Below are 19,667 nucleotides of genomic sequence, written 5' to 3'. Positions count from 1 at the left end.
CCAGACAGATAGGGTGGTGCTCACGCTCGGTCCACCCGAGGAGCAAGCGATCGTAAGGCGCATCTATCGGCTCTTCGTGCACGACAACCGCAGCGAGAAAGAGATCTCAGCCACGCTCAACGCTGAGGGCATCCTGTCCGATCTCGGCAAGCAATGGAGCCGCGGGGCCATCCACCAAATCCTGATCAACGAGAAGTACCTCGGCAACAACGTCTGGAATCGTGTGTCGTTCAAGCTCAAGAAGAAGAGAGTGAAGAACGATCCGGGGATGTGGATCAGGTCGGATGGCGCCTTCCCAGCGATCGTAGACAGGAACATCTTCGACGCCGCTCAGACCATCATCAAGGCCAGATCGATCCGGCTGACCGACCAGGAATTGCTCGATGCGTTGCGTGACCTGTGCGAGCGGTCTGGCGTCATCTCCGGCATCACCATCGACGAGACCGAGGGCATGCCTTCCAGCAGCGCCTATCGGTCCAGGTTTGGGAGCCTACTGCGCGCCTATGAGCTGATCGGCTATCGGCCACGCCGGGACTATCGCTACATCGAGATCAATCGCGTCCTGCGCGCCCGACACCCGGAAGTGGTGGCAGAAGTGACACGCTCGCTCAGGCATTGGGGCTCGGTCGTGGTGGTAGATCCGCTGAACGACCTGTTGACGGTCAACGGCGAGTTTACTGCCTCGATCGTCATCGTGAGGTGCCAGCGCACGCCGGCAGGTTCCCATCGCTGGAAGCTGCGTTTCGACCATGGCTTGATGCCCGCCATAAGCATCGTGGTGCGGATGTCTGCGAACAATGTCGATGTCCTCGACTACTACCTGCTGCCGAGCATCGACCTGAACCGCGGCAAGCTCAAGATCTGCGAGGAGAACGGCCTCGGCATCGACGCCTACCGCTTCGACGACCTCACCGAATTCTATTCCTTCGTCAGTCCAGTCAAGCTCAGGGAGGCAGCGTAATGGCCGTCCAGCACGCGCAGAAGCTCGAGATGATTCCCATCTCGGCGATCACCACCATCAACCCGAGATCGCGGAACAAGAAGCATCACCGGGAGATCGTCGACAACATTGACGCCATCGGGCTCAAGCGCCCCATCACCGTGAGCCGGAAGCGGGGACCCGACGGCGATCGATATGATCTGGTATGCGGCGAGGGTCGCATCGAGGCCTTCAAGCTCCTTGGCGCCACGGAGATACCCGCCGTCATCATCGAGGCCGACGAGAACGAATGCCTGGTAATGAGCCTCGTCGAGAACATCGCGCGCCGGAAGCATCGTCCGATCGACCTGATGCAGGAGATCGGCAACCTGGCTCAGCGCGGTTACACAGATAAGCAGATCGCCGCCAAGACCGGTCTCAGCGCAAGCTATGTGAGCATGTTGAGCAAGCTCTTAAATGACGGCGAGGAGCGGCTGGTGTCGGCGGTGGAGAGTGGGCTCATCCCGTTGAGCCTGGCCATCGACATATCACGGTCCGAAACCGCTGACGTCCAAAACTTGCTGCTCGACGCCTACCAGGGTGGGAAGATCAAGGGGAAGAAGCTGACTGCGATACGACGTGTCCTCGACCAACGCGAGCGCCGAAACCGGCGGGTGCAGGACAGTGGTTTCGGCACCTTGCGTGGTTCGCGCAAGATCACACCGGTGGACCTGATGAAAGTCTACCAGCGGGAGGCCGAGAAGCAGCGCATACTGGTCAAGAAGTCTGACTTCACCCAGCGCAAGCTGCTCTTCATCGTCGAGGCGCTCAAGGACCTTTTGAGCGACAAAGCCTTCACCGCCATGCTGCACGAGGAAAGGCTGGACACGATGCCCAAGGCCTTGGCCATGAGAATAACCGGCGAGGACGTGTCATGAGCGAGGAAAAACCGATCAAGTTGGCATTCGAGTCCGAGGGCGTGAATCTGGCGCTCTCGCAGATAGTGCCATTGAAGGCGATGCGGCCGGGGACCAAGGAGAGCAAGAAGTACGCGCAAATTCTGCGCTCGGTCGGAGCCATCGGCCTTGTTGAGGCGCCGGTGGTGTCGCGCGATCCATCTCATGCCGACAAGTTCTTCCTGCTCGATGGCCATCTGCGGATCGAAGCCCTCAAAGATTTGGGCATTGATCGCGTGGAGTGTATCGTAGCCACCGATGACGACACCTATACCTACAACAAGCGGGTGAACCGGCTGGTGCCTGTCCAGGAGCATCGGATGATCGTTCGTGCCATCCAGCGCGGCGTGCCCGAGTCCAAGATCGCTGAGGCGCTGGGCCTCGAGGCCGGGTCGATACGTCGGCGCAAACAGATGCTCAATGGCATATGCGGCGACGTTGTGCAGCTGCTGCACAATGCGCCGTGCCCATTCCGCGTTTTCGACATCCTTCGACAGATGACGCCTCTACGGCAGATCGAGGCGGCCGAGTTGATGCTGGGACAGCAGAATTTCACGGCGGTGTTCGCTCGCGCATTGCTGGTTGCCACGCCCGAGAACCAGCTTGTGCCAATCGCTCGTGCCAAGACTCCAGAGCCGGCTTCGACGCGCGAACAGATCGCAATGCTGGAAAGGGAGCTCGTCAGCCTGCAGACCCAGATCAAGTCCGTCGAGGACGACTATGGCTTGGACAATCTCCACCTGACGGTTGCGAAGGGGTATGTCGCCAAGCTTTTGGGAAATGCGCGCGTAGTGCGTTGGCTGGCTCAGAACCGGCATGAGTACCTGGGCGAATTTCAGGCTGTTGCCGAAATCGAGTCGGTGGCGCCCAGGGTGGTGTCCGCTCAATAGCGTCATGAGCATCATGACTTCCCCATGCCGGCCAACTCATGCATCCTGTCGCCGGGGGGTGCCATGGCCGATCAGAGGAGACAGGGCGAGGATTGGAATCCAATCGAGCTCGACGCGATCATCGCTGACTACTTCGCCATGCTCGGGGAGGAGTTGGCCAAGCGCCCATACGTCAAAGCTCACCACTGTGCCGTTCTTATGCAGCAGACCGGTCGGTCGGCGGCATCGGTCGAGTTCAAGCACCGAAACATCTCTGCGGTCCTGCAGGAGCTTGGGCTTCCATGGATCTGGGGCTACAAGCCAGCACCGAATTATCAGGATGCCCTTTTCGAGGCCGTGGACCGCTACCTCAGCGGACATCGAGAGGCCGTTGACCAGGTGCCAGCTCTGATCGCTCCCACGGTCATCGCACCCGATGATGTGTTTACCGCCATGCCTGCATCGGCGCCCCGACCGCGCCGCGCCAGCCTCGAGCGGCTCGTCCGCAAGTTCGATCCCGTCGAACGAGACTTCCGAAACCGACAGCTTGGTCGAGCAGGGGAGGAGTTCGTCGTCGACATTGAGCGCCGACGCCTGTTCGCCCAGGACAGAAGCGATCTTGCCGGCAAGGTCCGCTGGGTCGCGATGGAGGATGGAGATGGCGCCGGCTTCGACATCCTCTCGTTCGATCCTGCGGGCAAGGAACGCCTGATCGAGGTGAAGACCACCAACGGTGCCGCGCAGACACCCTTCTTCATGACCCGCAATGAAATGGCGGTGGCAGCTGAGCGGCCTGAGCATTGGCACTTGTATCGTGTCCACCTGTTCGCGCAGCAGCCGAAGATATTCACCGTCCGGCCACCGCTTGAGCAGATGCTCCGGCTAGACCCGGAGACGTGGCGCGCTGCGCCGGCGCACTTATCCACCTGAGCCTGGGGCCGCTTATCATCCTTCCATCGAAGGAGGGTCACGTTGGTTCAGGTTCTGACTGCTGCGATGACTGCGACGCTAACCGGTCTTGGCTGGCTCATTTCCAGATGGGTGAACCGCGACGCAATGACGGAGCGTGTCGATCGCCGCCTTAAGCTCATCGCATTGCACCAGCAGCTCATCGCATTGCACCAGCGGATGACCAAGGCCGGGCTCACGTTGGACGACCTCGAAAGACTGGAGAAGGAACTGGTCACCGGCACTTCCAGCGAGGGATCCGGCGAAAAAGTCGACAGAATCGCTCGCTGGCCAGATGTTCAGCAAAACGGACCATTTATTGTCGATTGATGCTCAGATCAGAACCTTGGCTTCTGGAGCACAACTTGGGTTATTTCAACAGAAATCAGTGTTTCACCTCCAACTGCGGAGAATCGACGACGCTGTTTGAGCGAAGCTTATGCTGCTGGCTGAGTAGATGTCTGCTTCAGCCAACCAGCCGCCATAAGCTCCCCGCCCGCATTCGGGCCCCATTCTGTCACTAGAGCAGCCTTATCAACGCCGTAATTTCTCTTGGTATTCGCTCCAGATTTTCTGATACAGCCGAGACTTGGCGCCCTTTCTGCAGCTGAACTCAAAGTTTGCATGCATATCAGCATTGCATGCAATCATGCTTTTTCACTCGCCTTGCTCGGACTGACAGACAGCATACGCTGGCAACTTGGAGATTTCCGCCAGAAGCACTGCTGGCTCAAATTCACCGTACTGTTCTGCTTCGTTGCTCGATACATGTCCCTGCATATAGTCCCGAGCACCCGCGTCGATCTGATGTCGACGCGCAAGGGTCTTGAAGCGATGGCGCCAAGCATGATTGGGCGCAACGCGCTTGTCCGTAAATCCCTCTGACCGGATCCAAGCTGCAAGCCGTTCGCCAACCTTTTTGGCGGTCGGGTTTTCCGTGCTGCCACCGCGACGGCGGCTTTCGCTGTAAAATAGCGGTCCGGCAGGCGACTTTTCCACGAAGCGCAAGAATCCTTGTTTGAAGAGATCAGGATGAATGGCCACATGGCGGCTGTTGCCGTCTTTGACCGTACCTGCCTCTGGTGTGATCCAAAACAACCAGACACCATCCCTCTGCTGAATGTCCTGCTTTCTGAGCTGAGCGATCTCGCCGACGCGCGCGCCGGTATAGGCGCAGATCCAGGGAACCCAGCGCCGTGCGGCTTTGTTCTCATCAGAGAGTCGTTGCTCGACTGGCTTCAACGTCAGGCCGAGGATGTCCACGGCCTCAGCATCGGTGTAGCCCTTCGGACGCTCCTTCTTTGCCTTGGGGACCTTTACTGAAATGCCTTCCACTGGATTGGAGGCAATTCGCTTGTTCGTCACGGCCCAGGCACAAGTTGACCTCAATGCCGCGAGATAGCCGAACTGAATTGACCGCGCAGACAGTCCCCGAGCAAGCAAACGGTCCTTCCAGGCAAGGCACCAGTGGTCGGTCAAATTCCGGATGTCCGGAACGTCCTTGGCCACCTCGGCAATAATGGAACGCCACTTCTTCCGGGTGGCCATGGCGTGCTTGGCCTCTTCCGCGAATTTTTCGTAGATTGTGGCAAGTTCAAAGTGATCAGGTTCGTGCTGAACTTCATGCGCCCTGGCAGGCTCAGCTTGACGCGGCGGGAACCGGTCCGCATTGGGGTCCGGCCTGTAGTCACCCTGCGCAAAGCGAAGTACCTGCTCCCGCCCCTGCAACATGGCGACGTTCACCGCAGCCAATACTCGGTCTGCACTTTCCTGGTCGACCAGCTCGCCGCGCTCTTTGAGGTAAGCGTCGACAGCAGGTCGGTGTTGGTTCTTAAGTTTCTCCAACAGTCGACCGGTGATGTCGGGATCCCCTGCCGCGACGATTTTGACGTCGGGCGATCCTGCTGAAACCTGATCCGAAAGTAACCTTCCCAAGATCAGTTTGGCATCGCCGGGATCATCCTCGTGGCTGGTCACCAGGCGGTGATAGAACTCACCGGCGATCGCCGTGGCTTCCTTATGGGTAATGCGCTTGGTACCTTGCCTTAGCTTTGTCCAGCGAGCCTCAAGCTCAGCCGCTGCCTTCAAGTAGACTGACTTGGCCTCAGCTGGATCGCGGGTCCGCAGGCTGAACTTCTCTTCACGGTGACCAACCAGGCCAACAAGGTCGGCGGGCACGCGGCGGCGCAGCCAATATATTCCCGATTGAGGATGTTTCCAGGGTGTCGCCATTCTGAGGCCCATGTGTACCGCTCCTGTGTACCAGTCGCGCGGTTGCAAAGCCATTAACCCCAGAGGGTTACCAGAAATCCTGACATTTTTGGAAGAATGGCGGAGAGAGAGGGATTCGAACCCCCGATAGAGTTGCCCCTATGCCGCATTTCGAGTGCGGTGCATTCAACCGCTCTGCCATCTCTCCGCGAGATCGAAACGCCCGACAAAGGGGCGCGGCTGGTCGATACGGGGCGGCTTATGACATAGCCTTGTCATGCCTGCAACACCCCTTGTGCGTACACCTCATGACAAATCTGCCTCCTGGAACAGCTCACAATTGCGTGCAGCGCAATCCGGTGCCGCATTGCCCCGTTAGTGTTCGTGCTATTGAGACCTAACGGGAGACTGAAACATGGTCACGCGCCGTACCGTCGTTGCCGGCATGGCTGGCTTGCCCCTGGCCGGCATTGCCGCCAATCTCACCGCCACTACGGCTCACGCCCAGGAGATGCCCATGGCCGACACGCTCACCACCAGCGCAGGCGAATTGGTGATCCACCCTGTCGATCACGCCAGCCTCGTGCTCGAATTCGATGGCAAGGCGATCTATGTTGACCCTGTCGGGGGCGCTGAACGCTATGCCGCCCTGCCAGCGCCGTCGGCCATCCTGATCACCCACGGCCATGGCGACCATTTCGATGTGCCCACGCTCGAAGCCATTGCCGGAGATGCCCCGCTGATCACCAATGCCGATGTGCACGCCAAATTGCCCGAGGGCCTGAAGGCCAATGCCACGGCCATGGCGAATGGCGAGAACGGCACCATTCTCGATATTGCGGTCCGTGCCATTGCTGCGCACAACGTCACCGACGACCGCATGAATTATCACCCCGTGGGGGTCGGCAATGGCTATGTGCTGAGCTTCGGGGACAGCCAAGTCTATATTGCCGGGGACACCGAACCGACCGAGGACATGCTGGGCCTGAGCGACATTGCCGTCGCGTTCCTGCCCATGAACCTGCCCTATACCATGACGCCGGATCAGGCGGTCGAGGCCATCAACACCTTCAAGCCGGCCATCATTTATCCCTACCACTATGGCGAAAGCGATCTCGGTCCGCTGGAAACCGATGTGGATGCGGACGTCGAAGTGCGGTTACGCAACTGGTATCCGAACCGGGCCTGAACCAACCCCCAGGCGCCAAGCAAGCGGCTTGACTCTTGGGGCTTTTGCCCCGATAAGCCACCCAATCTGCGCACCGGTCCGTCCGGTGCGCTGGTTTTTGTTTGAAAACGCTGCTCGAGGCTGCCGGTCGATTATCGGCCCAGACCATCCGAAAAGCCCGCGGAATTGGCATGCAACCGCGGCGCCGCAGAGCGCGACAGAAAAAGGGACCACGTGACAACTCACGTGGCAGACGACATGACTTTTGCCGTTATCAAGACGGGCGGAAAGCAGTACAAGGTTGCTGCCGACGACGTCATCAAGATCGAAAAGCTCGATGCTGAAGCAGGTGACATCGTCACCTTCGACCAGGTCCTCATGGTTGGCGACACCGTTGGCGCCCCGCTGGTGGAAGGCGCACTTGTTGCGGCCGAGTTGCTTGAGACCAAGAAGCAGAAGACCGTTATCATCTTCAAGAAGCGCCGCCGCCACAATTCGCGTCGCCGCAATGGCCACCGCCAGCTGCTCTCGACCGTTCGGATCACTGAGATTCTGACCGGCGGCAAGAAGCCCTCGGTGAAGGCCGCAGCCAAGGCCGACAAGACCGAAGCCGTTGCTGAAAAGCCGGCCAAGAAGGCTGAAGCCAAGGCCGCCCCCAAGGCAGAGACCGCGCCGGCCGCCGAGTTCAAGGACGACGTCAAGCTGATCGGTGGCGTTGGCCCCGCACTGGAAAAGAAGCTGGCTGCCGCCGGCATCACCAGCCTCAAGCAGATTGCCGACTGGACTGCCGAAGACGTGGCCAAGTTCGACGAAGAGCTGAACTTCAAGGGCCGCATCGAACGCGAAGAATGGATCGCGCAGGCCAAGGATCTCATCGCCGGCAAGGCGCCCCGCGCCAAGGCCGACTAAGGAATAAGGACAAAGAACCATGGCACATAAGAAAGCAGGCGGTTCATCCCGCAACGGTCGCGATACCGCTGGCCGTCGTCTCGGCGTCAAGAAGTTCGGTGGTGAAGCTGTCATCGCCGGCAACATCATCGTGCGTCAGCGCGGCACCAAGTGGGCTCCGGGCACCGGCGTCGGCCTGGGCAAGGATCACACCATTTTCGCTCTGGTCGATGGCACCGTGGCGTTCCGCACCCGTGCGAACTCCAAAGTACACGTGTCCGTCGTCCCGGCAGAGGCCGCCGAATAACCCGGCAGGCCTGTCAAACCCGCCGGAGACCAGTTCCCCGGCGCCGCGTTTGAAAAAACAAAGCAGATGCAAGGGGAACTGGTCCGCCGGTTCCCCTTTTTCTTTCCGGAGCATCTGCAAATGACCATCGTCGCGACCGCCCTCAAGGACCGCCTGCCCACCGCAATTCGCACCGCGCGTCTTGTGCTGGCCGCACCGACACTGGCTCATGTTCCGGAAATGGCCGTATTGGCCAATAACAAAGCCATTCATGCGGTGTTGTCGCGCCTGCCCTATCCCTATGGCGAAAGCGATGGCCGCTTCTTTGTGGAAACCATTGCACGGGGCGACAGCGAATATGCCTGGGCCATCGAGCACGATGGTGGTTTCATCGGCGTGATGGGCCTGCACATGCTGCCTGGCCGCCTGCCGGAATTGGGCTATTGGCTGGGCGAACGCCATTGGGGCAACGGCTTCGCGACCGAGGCTGGCCTGGCGGTCGTCGCAGCGGCACGCACAGCAGGCGCAGCGGGGCTGCGCGCACGCGCTCTCCTTGACAATCATGGTTCTCGCAAGGTGCTCAAGAAACTCGGCTTTCTCGAGGTTGGCGAAGATATCGACACAAGCGGTACGCTGGTCGGCCGCAAGGTCATGCAGATGCGGCTGGAGTTTGACCAAAGATGATCGAACTTTGCACATCCCGCCTCTTACTCCGGCCGGCCCAACTTGGCGATGCTCCCCACTTCGCCCTTGGCGTGAGCGACTTTGCCGTCGCCCGCTGGCTGACACCCCTGCCTTTCCCATTTACCCTGGCCATGGCCAATGACTGGCTGCGGCTTGCGCCGCAGAACGGGCCGGACAAATCCACGTTCATTATCGATCTGCCCGGACGCGGATTGATCGGCTGCATTGCGCTCCATCATGAACTGGGGTTTTGGATCGCCCGGCCGTATTGGGGCAGGGGTTATGCGTCAGAAGCCGCACGCGCGGTCATCAACTGGTACTTCTCCACCAGCGATCGCGGCCATATTTCGGCCAGCGCCCATCACGACAATCACCCATCCCTTCGCGTCAAGTCCAAGCTGGGCTTCGTGGAAGTGGGGCGGGACATGCGGTTTTCCCATGCCTTGCAACACAATGTGCCCCATGTATTGACCCGGCTGACGCGTGAGCGCTGGATTGGTCAGGAGGAGAAGCGATGATCGGCCGCAATTTCCACGACGATAAACCGAGGGCGCTGGGCTACCGGCTTGGCCCGGTTCATCGGGGGCAAGGCTTTGCGCCAGAGGCGGCCGTCGGGGTGCTTCAGGCGGCCACCACCATCGGCCTCCCCCTCCTGGTCATGGAGTGGCAGGCATGACCCCCACCTTGCTGACGGAGCGGCTGATCCTGCGCACGCCCCAAATGGGCGATGCCGAGCCCATAGCGCGCTACCTCAACGACATCGAGGTCGCCGGCAATCTGGCGCGCGTTCCCTTCCCCTATCACCTCAGTGATGCACAGGCCTGGCTTGCAACCCAGCAGGCCAGCCAGGCGCCCAACCAGACCAGCTTTTCCATTGAGTTGGCGGGCACAGGCTATGTTGGACATATCGGCTTTCAGCCCCAGGGCGGCCATGCCATTCTCGGCTACTGGCTGGGCAAGCCGCATTGGGGTCGTGGTATCATGACCGAAGCCGCATTTGCGGCGGTCCGCTGGTTCTTCAAGGCGAGCGAGGCCGCGGCCATCCACTCCGGTGTTTTCCATTTCAACACGGCTTCACTGGCCATTCAGCGCCAGCTTGGATTTACCGAAACGGGCCGTTCTGTCCTGCTCTGCCTTGCGCGCGGCGCCGAGCTGGAGCATATCGACACCCAATTGACACGCGCGCGTTTCCAGCAACGCTGGCCAGCCGCCTCTCAGGCGGCAAGCGCGACAGACCAGGTGCTGGAAGGCACAAGCAAGGCATGAAGTTTCTCGACCAGGCCAAGGTCTACATAAAATCCGGATCCGGCGGCGCTGGCGCCGTCAGCTTTCTGCGCGAAAAATTCGTCGAATTCGGCGGTCCCGATGGCGGCAATGGCGGTCGCGGCGGCGATGTGATCGCTGAATGCGCCGATGGCCTCAACACGCTGATCGACTTTCGCTACCAGCAGCATTTCCGCGCGGGCACCGGCGTACATGGCATGGGCAAGAACCGCACTGGTGCCGATGGCGAAGACGTGGTGCTGCGCGTACCGGTGGGCACCCAGATCTTCGAAGAGGACCAGGAAACCCTGATCGCCGACTTCACTGAAGTCGGCCAACGCATCGTGCTGCTCAAGGGCGGCAATGGCGGCTTTGGCAATGCCTATTTCAAGACCAGTTCCAACCAGGCGCCGCGCCGGGCCAATCCCGGTCAGGAGGGTGTTGAAAAAGGCATCTGGCTCCGGCTGAAACTGATCGCCGATGCGGGCCTGGTGGGCCAGCCCAATGCCGGAAAGTCCACCTTTCTCTCCGCCGTTTCCGCTGCCAAGCCCAAGATTGCCGACTATCCCTTCACCACGCTGCACCCGAACCTGGGTGTCGTGCGGATCGGGGAACGCGAATTCGTGCTGGCCGACATTCCCGGCCTGATCGAAGGCGCCAGCGAGGGTATTGGCATTGGTGATCGCTTCCTGGGTCATATTGAGCGTTGCGGCGTGCTCATTCACCTGATCGACGGCACCAATGAGGATGTCGCCCATACCTACGACGCGGTGCGATACGAACTGGCTGCCTATGCCGATGTGCTGGCCGAAAAGCCTGAGATCGTGGTCCTCAACAAGGTCGACGCGCTCACACCTGACGAGCTCAAAGCCAAGGTCAAGGCGCTCAAGAAAGTGTCGAAAGGCGAAATTCGACTGGTTTCCGGCGCCACTGGTCAGGGTGTCGAACAGGTCCTCTACGACGTGCTCAATGTTCTCGATGCCGAGAAGGCCGAAAAAGAACAAGCCGAGCGCCGCAAGACCGAAGAGAAATGGACGCCGTGAGCGTGACTGGTCCCCTTGCCAAATATCGCCGCATCACGATCAAGATCGGCTCGGCCCTACTGGTCGACAGGAGCGGCAGGCTACGCGCCGATTGGCTGGCCGGGCTGGCCCAGGATGTCGCCGGATTGAAGGCGGCAGGCCGGGAGATCGTCATCGTTTCCTCCGGTGCCATCGCGTTGGGCCGCAGCCTGCTTGGCCTCTCCGCCCTGTCGTTGACGCTCGAACAGTCCCAGGCTGCCGCCAGCGCGGGCCAGATTGCCCTTTCTCAGGCCTGGGCCGAGGCCTTGGGCCAGCACGGCATCGTCACCGGGCAAATCCTCATCACGCCCAATATCACCGAAGAGCGGCGCTACTATCTCAATGCGCGCACCACCATCCAGACGCTGCTTGGCCTGGGCGCCATTCCCATCATCAACGAGAATGACAGCGTCGCCACGGCCGAAATTCGCTATGGCGACAATGACCGGCTTTCGGCTCGCGTCGCCACCATGATCGAGGCTGACCTGCTGGTGCTGCTCTCCGATGTCGACGGCCTTTATACTGCGCCGCCTGCCAGGGATCCCGACGCCCGCCATCTACCCGTGGTCGAGGCGATCACCCCGGCGATTGAAGCCATGGCCGGTGGAGCAGCCAGCCATCTCTCGCGCGGCGGCATGACCACCAAGATCGAGGCCGGCAAGATCGCCACCCAGGCCGGAACAGCCATGATCATTGCCAAGGGGACCGAGAATCACCCGCTGGCCCGCCTGATCGAAGGTGGTCAGCATACCCTGTTCGAGCCTGCAACGACCCGCGCCCAGTCGCGAAAACGCTGGATCATGGGGACGTTGGCCATCGCCGGCACTGTCCGCGTCGATGCCGGCGCAGCGCGCGCGCTCAGCCTGGGCAAGTCGCTGCTGCCGGTCGGCGTCACCCAGATCACCGGCGATTTTGAGCGGGGCGATACAATTGCTGTCCTGGGCCCCGATGGCCAGGAGATCGCCCGGGGCCTGGTCAGCTTTGACAGCGAAGATGCCCGCCTGGTCATTGGCAAGCATAGCGAAGCGGTGATTGAACTTTTGGGGTCGGGCAATCGCGGCGCCATGGTGCATCGCGACAATCTCGTGCTCACCGGCGCGCGCGGCGACACTGAAACCAAACCGCATCTGGAGGCCGACCATGAGCCTGGCTGAAGCCACCACCACCGATATTGCGGCCCTGATGGCCGAAATCGGGCGCAATGTGCGCATTGGCGCCAGCGCGCTCAAGATCGCGACACCCGACCAGAAGCGGACCGCCCTGCTGACCGCGGCCGGCGCCATCAATGCGCATCGCAAGAAGATCCTGGCCGCCAATGCGCTGGATATGGAAGCCGCCGAAAAGAAGGGTATTTCGAAGGCCTTTCTCGACCGGCTGCTGCTGACCGATGCGCGCATCGACGGCATCATCGAGGCCGTCAGGGTCATTGCTGACCTGCCTGATCCCGTCGGAACGGTAATCTCCGAATGGGATCGGCCCAACGGCCTTCACATCGAACGCGTCCGCACGCCGCTCGGGGTCATCGGCGTGATCTTTGAATCGCGTCCCAATGTGACTGCTGACGCCGGCGCGCTTTGCGTCAAGTCGGGCAATGCCGTCATCCTGCGCGGTGGCAGCGACAGCTTTCATTCCAGCCGGGCTATTGTCGATTGCCTGCTCGACGGCCTCCATCTGGCAGGCCTGCCGGTCGAATGCGTGCAACTGGTGCCCACCACCGACCGCGCCGCTGTCGGGGAAATGCTCAAGGGCCTAGATGGCAATATCGACGTCATCGTGCCGCGCGGCGGCAAGACGCTGGTGGCGCGCGTGCAGGCCGAGGCCCGGGTACCGGTCTTTGCGCATCTGGAAGGACTGGTCCACGTCTATATCGACAAAAGCGCCGATCTCGACAAGGCCGTCAGCGTCACCCTCAATGCCAAGATGCGCCGCACCGGCATTTGCGGTGCTGCCGAAACCCTTCTCGTCCATAAGGATGTGGTCGGCACACACTTGAAGCCCATCATCGATGCCCTGGTGGCAAAGGGCTGCGAAATCCGTGGTGACCAAACGGTGTTATCGATGATCCCCGAGGCGACCCAGGCCACGGAAAAGGACTGGCAGACCGAATATGAAGACGCCATCATTTCGGTGAAAGTGGTCGACAATATCGAAGCCGCCATCGTCCATATCGAACACTATTCGAGCCATCATACCGAAGCGATCATCACAGAGGACCCCGAAGCGGTCGAAAAATTCTTCAACGAAATCGACAGCGCCATCCTTGTGCACAACGCCTCGACCCAGTTCGCCGATGGCGGCGAGTTCGGTTTCGGTGGCGAGATCGGCATTGCCACCGGCAAGATGCATGCCCGCGGGCCGGTGGGCGTCGAACAGCTCACCAGTTTCAAATATCGCGTGCGCGGCAACGGGCAGACGAGGCCCTGACTTTTGACCCTGCGCACACCCCTTCGCATACCCGGCATCACCGAAATTCCACCCTCCGCGCCGGGCATGCGCATCGGGCTGTTCGGCGGCAGCTTCAATCCCATGCATGAGGGGCATCGCCTCGTCATGGAAGAAACCCTGCGCCGGCTGGACCTGCACGCCTTGTGGGTCCTGGTGACGCCGGGCAATCCGCTCAAGGACAATACCGGCCTGCCTTCACTTGAAAGCCGTGTCCGGGCGGCACGGGCTTTTGTCACCGATCCGCGCGTCCGGGTGACCGGCTTCGAGGCCCAGCGCGGCTTTTCCTATAGCTGGCAGACCATCGAGTTTCTCACCACGACCTTGCCCGACCGGCGCTTCGTCTGGATCATGGGCGCCGACAGCCTGGCTGATTTTCACCGCTGGCAGCGCTGGCGCGATATGGCCACCCGCGTGCCTATTGCCGTTTACGTGCGCCCAGGCGCCTCCCGCCGCGCCCTGGCCTCGCGCGCGGCGGCCACCTTCGACTACGCCCAAATCGACGAGACCGACGCCACACTGCTGGCCCAGTGCCGGGCGCCAGCCTGGATCTACCTTCAAGGCCGGCAATCCGGTCTCTCGTCCTCTGCCATAAGGGCGTCACGAAGCGCGCCTTAAGCTTGTGAGGCGCCCCGATCTTGCGAATTGCGCGATAAAAGCGCATATTCAGGAACAAGTGTGATCATTGTCACCGGAACAGGAACAGACGGCTTGCCGTTTTCACGACGCCGCAACATTCCGATCAACAACCAAGGATGCTCATCTCTCGCATGACCCATGCACTCGCATGGGCAGAAGGCCGTTTCTGATGGCCGCACTGCCCGAAAACACTGCCCCCGCCACCCCCGCCGCCATGGCCGGTGCGCAAAAACTCCTGATCGACCTCATTCTCGATACGCTGGATGACGCCAAGGCCGAAGAAACGGTCTCGGTGGACATTGCCGGCAAGTCGTCGCTGGCCGACCACATGATTGTCACCTCCGGCCGCTCCCAGCGCCATGTCGGCGCCGTTGCCGATCAGGTCATCAACGCCCTGCGCGAAAATGGCTATGGCAAGCCGCGCGTCGAGGGCCTGCCGCATTGCGATTGGGTTCTGGTGGATGCCGGCGATGTGATCCTGCACATCTTCCGACCCGAAGTGCGCGAGTTCTACAACATCGAGAAGATGTGGCAGGCCGACTTCGCCGCGGATCAGCACTAGGCGCCTTCTGACCAGATGCGCATTGCAATTGCGGCCATCGGCCGGATGAAGAACGGGCCAGAGCGCGAGCTTGTGGCCCGTTATCTTGAGCGCGCCGGCGCCAGTGGCAAGCCGTTGGCCCTGACCGGGTTCGACGTCACCGAAATCAATGAATCGCGTGCCGGTTCGGCCGCCGCCCGCAAGGCCGAAGAAGCCAAGGCTCTGCGCAGCGCCTTGCCCGACGGCATCACGGTCATGCTCGATGAGCGCGGCAAGGCGATCAACTCCGAACAATTTGCGCGCCAGATCGGCCGCTGGCGCGATGACGGACGGCCCGCTGTCGGTTTCGTCATCGGCGGCGCCGACGGCATTGATCCCGATTTCGTGCGTAGCGCCGACCTTGTCGTCAGCTTCTCGCCCATGGTCTGGCCGCACCAGCTCGTACGCATCATGCTGGCCGAGCAGCTCTATCGCGCTACCACGATTCTATCGGGTCACCCCTACCACCGCGGCGATTGAACGCTCACGGCATGGTTAAGCAATGTTAACCGGCGGTTTGCCGCGTGCTTGCTAGAGTGCCCGCAATTGATTCGGGGTTAGTGCCCCTGTTCTGGAGACGCCATGCCTTTGCGGCCGGCAAATCGTATCAAGGCATTGCTGGCGGGCGCGCTGATGACCGGCGTGGCCGCCTGGCCCCTATTGGCCCAGACCGACACCGCGCCGGGTGCGGCTTCCGATGCGGCATCTGAGGTAGAACTCCGGCCGTCGCTGGCGCTCGACCCGGCCAGCGAAGCGGCCACCCAGACACCTGTCGATGACCCGGATACGCCTGCGGACGAAACTGCGGATCCGGCCGACAACAATGCTGCCGATCTTGAAGAAGTCGAAGCGACCCTGTCACTCAGCCGCGAGCGCATCGACGCGCTCAAGGCCGAGATCGCGGCCATGGAAGGTGACCGGACCCAGCAGAATGCGGCCCTGATCGCAGCGGCCCAGCGGGTTAAGCTGGCCGAAATCGAGGTCGCCGATGTGGAGGAGCGCATCTCCGAATTGATTGTGCGTGAGCTCGAAGTGCGCGGGCGACTGGATGGGGCGGATACGGAAATTTCCAATGTGCTGGCAGCGCTGCAGCGCATCTCGCTCAACCCGCCGCCAGCGTTGATCGTCGATCCCAGTGATGCTCTGGGGTCGGCGCGCGGTGCCATGCTGATCGCGTCAATCCTGCCGCAATTGCGCGATCGCGCCGACAGTGTCGCGGCCGATCTTCAGGCCCTGACCGACATCAAGGTCGCGGCCCTCGCCGAGGAAGAAACCCTCAAGGCCAATCACGAGGTGCTTGAGGAAGAGCAGTTGCGCATCGCCACGCTGATCGCGGCACGCAAGGCCGGCATCACCCAGATGAGCGCCGAACTCCAGGCCGAGGAGGCTGAAGCCGTTGCCCTGGCAGAGCGCGCCAGCACCCTGCGCGAGCTGATCGGTGCCCTCTCTGCGCGCGCGGCTGCTGGTGCCACGGCGGCTCCGGCCACCACTGATCCTGACCTGCCCCAGCTATCGCCCGAAGCCATCGAACTGGCCTTTGCCGACTCGGCCCGCAGCCAGCCTGCCGTGCCTTTTCCGCTAGCCCGCGGCTATCTTACCCAGCCGGCCAACGGGGTAACCGTTGTCGACTTTGGCGCCAATGACGGGCGTGGTGGCATTGCCCAGGGTCAATCCATCGTCACCCGGGCCGAAGCCCAGGTGCTGGCCCCTGCCGATGGCTGGGTCCTCTATAAAGGCCCCTACCTCAATTATGGCCAGATCGTCATTCTCAATACTGGCGGCGGCTATACCGCTCTGCTGGCAGGTCTGGGCAATATCACCGCCGATATTGGTCAGTTCGTGCAAATGGGGGAACCATTGGGAACCATGGGATCACGGACAATTGGACGAACCGTGAGTACCAATGCTGGAAACGACCAGCCGACCCTCTATATTGAGCTGCGAGAAAACAACGAGCCTTTCGACCCGGCCGGGTGGTGGGCCAGACAAGAACAGACGGGATAAGTAATCCATGCGCCTGACCACCCTTCGCCTTGCCGCCCTCGGCGCAGCCGTGCTGGTGCCCGCCACCATGCTGATCGCTCAGGATCAACTGCTCGCTCAGGCGCCAGCCGATCCTGTGCCCGTTGAAGAGCCGGCCGAACCCAATCCGAGCGGCGAGAAAGCCGAGCCGACCGCCGCCGAGCGCGCGGCCGCGCCGCGCGATCCGCTGGAAATCTATGCCGACCTCAACCTGTTCGGTGAAATCTTCGATCGGATCCGCGCCGAATATGTCGATCCGCCGGACGAACAGGAACTGATCCGCGCCGCCATCCAGGGCATGCTGACCTCGCTCGACCCGCATTCGGGCTATCTGCCGCCCATCGAATATGCCGATATGCGCGAGGATACCTCTGGCCGGTTTGGCGGTCTGGGCGTCGAAATCATCATGGAGGAAGGCCTGATCAAGGTCGTTTCGCCCATTGACGACACCCCTGCCGCCCGTGCCGGTATTCTCTCCAACGATCTGATCGTCGAGATCGATGGCCAGCAGGTTCAAGGCATGACCCAGGACGAGGCCGTCGAAAAAATGCGCGGCGAAGTGGGCACCCAGGTCATGATCACCGTTCTCCGCGAGGGCGTGGACGAACCGCTTGAGTTCGAACTGACCCGCGGCATCATCTCCATGCGTGCCGTGCGCTGGAGCATGGAAGGCGGCGAGACCGAAGGCGAAGGCGATATCGCCGTGTTGCGCCTGGCGCGTTTCTCGGAACAGGCCTTTGTCGGCATCGAGCGGGCTATTGAGGATATTTACGAGGAGCGCGAGAACGTACCGCCCAAGGGCATCATCCTGGATTTGCGCAACAATCCCGGCGGCCTGGTCGATCAATCCGTCTATGTCGCCGACGCTTTCCTCAATCGCGGAGCCGTTGTGCTGACCCGCGGACGTTCGGAAAACGAAAGCGCCCGCTACGACGCGGCGCCCGATCCGCTCGATGCCCGCATCGCCGATGTGCCGCTGGTGGTGCTGATCAATGGCGGTTCGGCCTCGGCCTCCGAAATCCTCGCCGGTGCCCTACAGGATCACAAGCGTGCCACCCTCGTGGGCACGCGCTCCTTCGGCAAGGGGTCGGTGCAGTCGATCATTTCGCTGGGTCCCGATGGCGCCATGCGGCTGACCACGGCTCGCTACTATACGCCCAATAACCGCTCCATCCAGGCGCTCGGCATTACTCCCGACATCGAAGTTCGTCAGGTGGTGCCCGAAGAGTTCCAGGGCCGCGATGAGATCATCGGCGAGGCCGGCCTGGACGGCCACATCACCGTAGAGGGTCAGGAAGAAGCCAGCGTCGGGTCCTCGGTATATGTTCCTTCCGACAAGTCGGAAGATACGCAGTTGCAATATGCCATCCGGCTGATCAAGGGTGAGGAAACCGACCCCGCCTATCCGCCCAGCGCCGAGTGATCCGGCGCCATGCTAGACTGGGGATGCGGCCAAGCTGATTCGCGCCGCATCCCGCATGGAGCACCCGCCAGAAGCGTGGCGATGGTCCTGCGGTTTGGGAACGCGACGGGGCCGGAATCCAGCTGGGGATGAGTGAAGCGCCAATGGCCAACGATCTGTCCACACCGCTCACCGGGCGCCGGCGCCAGAGACGGGAAAAGGCGGCCAAGTTCCACTTCCCGCTCGCCCGCCTGCTGTTCATCGCCATTCTCGTTATCCTTGGCGGCGTTGCCCTGCGCCTGGTGCTGGTTGAGGACCCGGACGGCGGGCGGCCGAGCCAGGAAGTGGCCATCACCTCGACCCGCGACGGCAACACAATTGCCCGGAGCGCGGCGGCCGGACCCGCCACGATAACCGTCGATCCGGGCCAATATCCGGCCGACGGCTCGATCATGGCGCTGCCAGCGCCAGGTGATGAGGCCCCATTGACCGGCCAGAGGCCCGGTGGTTTTGGCATCCTGCCAGATCTCAGCGAAGAAACCTCCCATGGCGCCATCCCCCGCATGTCGGGGACCGGGTTGACCCCATTTATGGCCTATCGCCGGGCGCCTGGGCCGGCACTCGCGGCCAATCAGCCCATGATCGCCATTGTCGTCACCGGGCTCGGGATCAACGAGCAGGGCTCGCTCGATACTATCGACCAGCTCCCGCAGGAGGTGACACTCGGCTTTGCGCCCTATGGACGTTCGCTCCCCACCACGGTGGCCGCAGCGCGCACTGCCGGGCACGAGGTCATGCTCGAAATCCCCCTCGAGCCCTTCGATTATCCGCAAAACGATCCCGGCCCTCATACCATGCTAACCGGCGATACACCGCGCGAGAACCTGGAAAAGCTGTTCTGGCTCATGGCGCGCTTCGGCGGCTATTTCGGGGTCATCAACAATATGGGCGCCCGCTTTACTGCCTCCGCCACAGACATGGCGCCGATCATGGAAGAGCTTGGTGCCCGCGGTTTGGGCTATCTCGATGATGGTTCATCCAATCGTTCGGTTGCCGCCCAGATGGCCGGCGCCAATCGCGTGCCCTTTGCCCGGGCCGGCCGGGTAATCGATTCCAGCCCAGCCCGAGCATCTATTCTCTCAGCACTTGCCAGCCTTGAGGCAGAAGCGATGGATAGCGGCAGCGCGCTTGGTATTGTCAGTGCATTGCCCATATCGGTGCAGGCGGTGGCCGAATGGTCCCGCGAATTGGATGCCAAGGGAATAGCGCTGGTTCCCGCCAGTGCTTTGATGAAGTAGCACTGTCGCCGGATCCTGTCGCAACGAACCG

General features: G+C 61.5%; 22 protein-coding genes and 1 tRNA gene. 21 read left to right on the top strand and 2 right to left on the bottom strand.

Annotated elements, in window-relative coordinates:
- Window positions 1-16 precede the first annotated feature (16 nt).
- The 5 genes from ACE4RL_RS03075 (at window position 17) to ACE4RL_RS03055 (ending at window position 4,022) form a co-directional block, all read left to right on the top strand.
- A complete protein-coding gene (locus ACE4RL_RS03075) occupies window positions 17-961 on the top strand; it encodes a recombinase family protein (RefSeq protein WP_375599066.1) in 945 nt (314 codons plus the stop codon).
- The gene (locus tag ACE4RL_RS03070) at window positions 961-1,857 is read left to right on the top strand and encodes a plasmid partitioning protein RepB C-terminal domain-containing protein (RefSeq protein WP_375599065.1); all 897 of its coding nucleotides are present in this window, start codon (window positions 961-963) and stop codon (window positions 1,855-1,857) included. Before ACE4RL_RS03075 ends, ACE4RL_RS03070 begins: the two co-directional genes overlap by 1 nt.
- The gene (locus tag ACE4RL_RS03065) at window positions 1,854-2,765 is read left to right on the top strand and encodes a plasmid partitioning protein RepB C-terminal domain-containing protein (RefSeq protein ID WP_375599064.1); all 912 of its coding nucleotides are present in this window, start codon (window positions 1,854-1,856) and stop codon (window positions 2,763-2,765) included. Before ACE4RL_RS03070 ends, ACE4RL_RS03065 begins: the two co-directional genes overlap by 4 nt.
- Before the next feature lie 63 nt (window positions 2,766-2,828).
- Window positions 2,829-3,674 carry a DUF3883 domain-containing protein gene (locus ACE4RL_RS03060; protein WP_375599063.1) on the top strand — a complete coding sequence of 282 codons (846 nt, stop codon included), beginning with the start codon at window positions 2,829-2,831 and terminating at the stop codon, window positions 3,672-3,674.
- A gap of 42 nt (window positions 3,675-3,716) precedes the next feature.
- Window positions 3,717-4,022, top strand: a complete 306-nt coding sequence (locus ACE4RL_RS03055; RefSeq protein WP_375599062.1) for a hypothetical protein — start codon at window positions 3,717-3,719, stop codon at window positions 4,020-4,022.
- Between the two features lie 327 nt (window positions 4,023-4,349).
- On the opposite strand, the gene ACE4RL_RS03050 is transcribed toward ACE4RL_RS03055, so the two are convergent.
- Together ACE4RL_RS03050 and ACE4RL_RS03045 are read right to left on the bottom strand one after the other, a co-directional pair.
- On the bottom strand, window positions 4,350-5,936 hold the full coding sequence (locus ACE4RL_RS03050) for a DUF6538 domain-containing protein (protein WP_375599061.1): 1,587 nt from the start codon (window positions 5,934-5,936) through the stop codon (window positions 4,350-4,352).
- Window positions 5,937-6,021: 85 nt separating this feature from the next.
- Window positions 6,022-6,111, bottom strand: a tRNA-Ser gene (locus ACE4RL_RS03045).
- Between the two features lie 207 nt (window positions 6,112-6,318).
- Here ACE4RL_RS03045 and ACE4RL_RS03040 point away from each other — a divergent pair.
- The 16 genes from ACE4RL_RS03040 (at window position 6,319) to ACE4RL_RS02965 (ending at window position 19,636) form a co-directional block, all read left to right on the top strand.
- Window positions 6,319-7,092: an MBL fold metallo-hydrolase gene (locus tag ACE4RL_RS03040; RefSeq protein WP_375599060.1), complete on the top strand. Its 774-nt coding sequence runs from the start codon at window positions 6,319-6,321 to the stop codon at window positions 7,090-7,092.
- A gap of 237 nt (window positions 7,093-7,329) precedes the next feature.
- Window positions 7,330-7,980, top strand: a complete 651-nt coding sequence (locus ACE4RL_RS03035) for a 50S ribosomal protein L21 (RefSeq protein ID WP_375599059.1) — start codon at window positions 7,330-7,332, stop codon at window positions 7,978-7,980.
- Window positions 7,981-7,999: 19 nt separating this feature from the next.
- Window positions 8,000-8,266, top strand: a complete 267-nt coding sequence (gene rpmA, locus ACE4RL_RS03030) for a 50S ribosomal protein L27 (protein ID WP_104892783.1) — start codon at window positions 8,000-8,002, stop codon at window positions 8,264-8,266.
- A 120-nt stretch (window positions 8,267-8,386) separates the two neighbouring features.
- On the top strand, window positions 8,387-8,929 hold the full coding sequence (locus tag ACE4RL_RS03025; protein WP_375599058.1) for a GNAT family N-acetyltransferase: 543 nt from the start codon (window positions 8,387-8,389) through the stop codon (window positions 8,927-8,929).
- The gene (locus ACE4RL_RS03020) at window positions 8,926-9,447 is read left to right on the top strand and encodes a GNAT family N-acetyltransferase (RefSeq protein ID WP_375599057.1); all 522 of its coding nucleotides are present in this window, start codon (window positions 8,926-8,928) and stop codon (window positions 9,445-9,447) included. Before ACE4RL_RS03025 ends, ACE4RL_RS03020 begins: the two co-directional genes overlap by 4 nt.
- A complete protein-coding gene (locus ACE4RL_RS03015; protein WP_375599056.1) occupies window positions 9,444-9,605 on the top strand; it encodes a GNAT family N-acetyltransferase in 162 nt (53 codons plus the stop codon). The genes ACE4RL_RS03020 and ACE4RL_RS03015 overlap by 4 nt, the downstream gene beginning before the upstream one ends.
- Window positions 9,602-10,195, top strand: coding sequence for a GNAT family N-acetyltransferase (locus ACE4RL_RS03010; RefSeq protein WP_375599055.1), 594 nt, complete (start codon window positions 9,602-9,604; stop codon window positions 10,193-10,195). Before ACE4RL_RS03015 ends, ACE4RL_RS03010 begins: the two co-directional genes overlap by 4 nt.
- Window positions 10,192-11,235: a GTPase ObgE gene (obgE, locus tag ACE4RL_RS03005; RefSeq protein WP_375599054.1), complete on the top strand. Its 1,044-nt coding sequence runs from the start codon at window positions 10,192-10,194 to the stop codon at window positions 11,233-11,235. Before ACE4RL_RS03010 ends, obgE begins: the two co-directional genes overlap by 4 nt.
- 2 nt (window positions 11,236-11,237) lie before the next feature.
- Window positions 11,238-12,407, top strand: coding sequence for a glutamate 5-kinase (gene proB, locus ACE4RL_RS03000; protein ID WP_375599053.1), 1,170 nt, complete (start codon window positions 11,238-11,240; stop codon window positions 12,405-12,407).
- The gene (locus ACE4RL_RS02995; protein WP_375599052.1) at window positions 12,394-13,677 is read left to right on the top strand and encodes a glutamate-5-semialdehyde dehydrogenase; all 1,284 of its coding nucleotides are present in this window, start codon (window positions 12,394-12,396) and stop codon (window positions 13,675-13,677) included. Before proB ends, ACE4RL_RS02995 begins: the two co-directional genes overlap by 14 nt.
- A gap of 3 nt (window positions 13,678-13,680) precedes the next feature.
- Window positions 13,681-14,313, top strand: a complete 633-nt coding sequence (locus ACE4RL_RS02990; RefSeq protein ID WP_375599051.1) for a nicotinate-nucleotide adenylyltransferase — start codon at window positions 13,681-13,683, stop codon at window positions 14,311-14,313.
- 190 nt (window positions 14,314-14,503) lie between these two features.
- On the top strand, window positions 14,504-14,896 hold the full coding sequence (rsfS, locus tag ACE4RL_RS02985) for a ribosome silencing factor (protein ID WP_375599050.1): 393 nt from the start codon (window positions 14,504-14,506) through the stop codon (window positions 14,894-14,896).
- Window positions 14,897-14,911: 15 nt separating this feature from the next.
- Window positions 14,912-15,394, top strand: a complete 483-nt coding sequence (gene rlmH / locus ACE4RL_RS02980; RefSeq protein ID WP_375599049.1) for a 23S rRNA (pseudouridine(1915)-N(3))-methyltransferase RlmH — start codon at window positions 14,912-14,914, stop codon at window positions 15,392-15,394.
- Between the two features lie 102 nt (window positions 15,395-15,496).
- On the top strand, window positions 15,497-16,918 hold the full coding sequence (locus ACE4RL_RS02975; protein WP_375599048.1) for a murein hydrolase activator EnvC family protein: 1,422 nt from the start codon (window positions 15,497-15,499) through the stop codon (window positions 16,916-16,918).
- 7 nt (window positions 16,919-16,925) lie between these two features.
- A complete protein-coding gene (locus ACE4RL_RS02970) occupies window positions 16,926-18,359 on the top strand; it encodes a S41 family peptidase (protein ID WP_375599047.1) in 1,434 nt (477 codons plus the stop codon).
- 128 nt (window positions 18,360-18,487) lie between these two features.
- Window positions 18,488-19,636, top strand: coding sequence for a divergent polysaccharide deacetylase family protein (locus ACE4RL_RS02965; RefSeq protein WP_375599046.1), 1,149 nt, complete (start codon window positions 18,488-18,490; stop codon window positions 19,634-19,636).
- The last annotated feature ends 31 nt before the right edge of the window (window positions 19,637-19,667 follow it).

The organism is Devosia polycyclovorans, from assembly GCF_042181575.1.
GTDB classification, from domain to species: Bacteria; Pseudomonadota; Alphaproteobacteria; order Rhizobiales; family Devosiaceae; genus Devosia; species Devosia polycyclovorans.
This window is presented reverse-complemented; position numbering and strand designations above follow the sequence as displayed.

Excerpts from the sequence above, each read along its gene's own strand:
- ACE4RL_RS02965 (WP_375599046.1), top strand. The coding sequence starts at position 18,488 with ATGAGTGAAGCGCCAATGGCCAACGATCTGTCCACACCGCTCACCGGG.
- ACE4RL_RS03020 (WP_375599057.1), top strand. The coding sequence starts at position 8,926 with ATGATCGAACTTTGCACATCCCGCCTCTTACTCCGGCCGGCCCAACTT.
- ACE4RL_RS03065 (WP_375599064.1), top strand. The coding sequence starts at position 1,854 with ATGAGCGAGGAAAAACCGATCAAGTTGGCATTCGAGTCCGAGGGCGTG.
- ACE4RL_RS03060 (WP_375599063.1), top strand. The coding sequence starts at position 2,829 with ATGGCCGATCAGAGGAGACAGGGCGAGGATTGGAATCCAATCGAGCTC.
- ACE4RL_RS02970 (WP_375599047.1), top strand. The coding sequence starts at position 16,926 with ATGCGCCTGACCACCCTTCGCCTTGCCGCCCTCGGCGCAGCCGTGCTG.
- rpmA (WP_104892783.1), top strand. The coding sequence starts at position 8,000 with ATGGCACATAAGAAAGCAGGCGGTTCATCCCGCAACGGTCGCGATACC.
- ACE4RL_RS03015 (WP_375599056.1), top strand. The coding sequence starts at position 9,444 with ATGATCGGCCGCAATTTCCACGACGATAAACCGAGGGCGCTGGGCTAC.
- ACE4RL_RS03010 (WP_375599055.1), top strand. The coding sequence starts at position 9,602 with ATGACCCCCACCTTGCTGACGGAGCGGCTGATCCTGCGCACGCCCCAA.
- rsfS (WP_375599050.1), top strand. The coding sequence starts at position 14,504 with ATGGCCGCACTGCCCGAAAACACTGCCCCCGCCACCCCCGCCGCCATG.
- ACE4RL_RS03025 (WP_375599058.1), top strand. The coding sequence starts at position 8,387 with ATGACCATCGTCGCGACCGCCCTCAAGGACCGCCTGCCCACCGCAATT.
- ACE4RL_RS03050 (WP_375599061.1), bottom strand. The coding sequence starts at position 5,936 with ATGGGCCTCAGAATGGCGACACCCTGGAAACATCCTCAATCGGGAATA.
- ACE4RL_RS02995 (WP_375599052.1), top strand. The coding sequence starts at position 12,394 with ATGAGCCTGGCTGAAGCCACCACCACCGATATTGCGGCCCTGATGGCC.
- rlmH (WP_375599049.1), top strand. The coding sequence starts at position 14,912 with ATGCGCATTGCAATTGCGGCCATCGGCCGGATGAAGAACGGGCCAGAG.
- ACE4RL_RS02975 (WP_375599048.1), top strand. The coding sequence starts at position 15,497 with ATGCCTTTGCGGCCGGCAAATCGTATCAAGGCATTGCTGGCGGGCGCG.
- obgE (WP_375599054.1), top strand. The coding sequence starts at position 10,192 with ATGAAGTTTCTCGACCAGGCCAAGGTCTACATAAAATCCGGATCCGGC.
- ACE4RL_RS03035 (WP_375599059.1), top strand. The coding sequence starts at position 7,330 with ATGACTTTTGCCGTTATCAAGACGGGCGGAAAGCAGTACAAGGTTGCT.
- ACE4RL_RS03070 (WP_375599065.1), top strand. The coding sequence starts at position 961 with ATGGCCGTCCAGCACGCGCAGAAGCTCGAGATGATTCCCATCTCGGCG.
- ACE4RL_RS03040 (WP_375599060.1), top strand. The coding sequence starts at position 6,319 with ATGGTCACGCGCCGTACCGTCGTTGCCGGCATGGCTGGCTTGCCCCTG.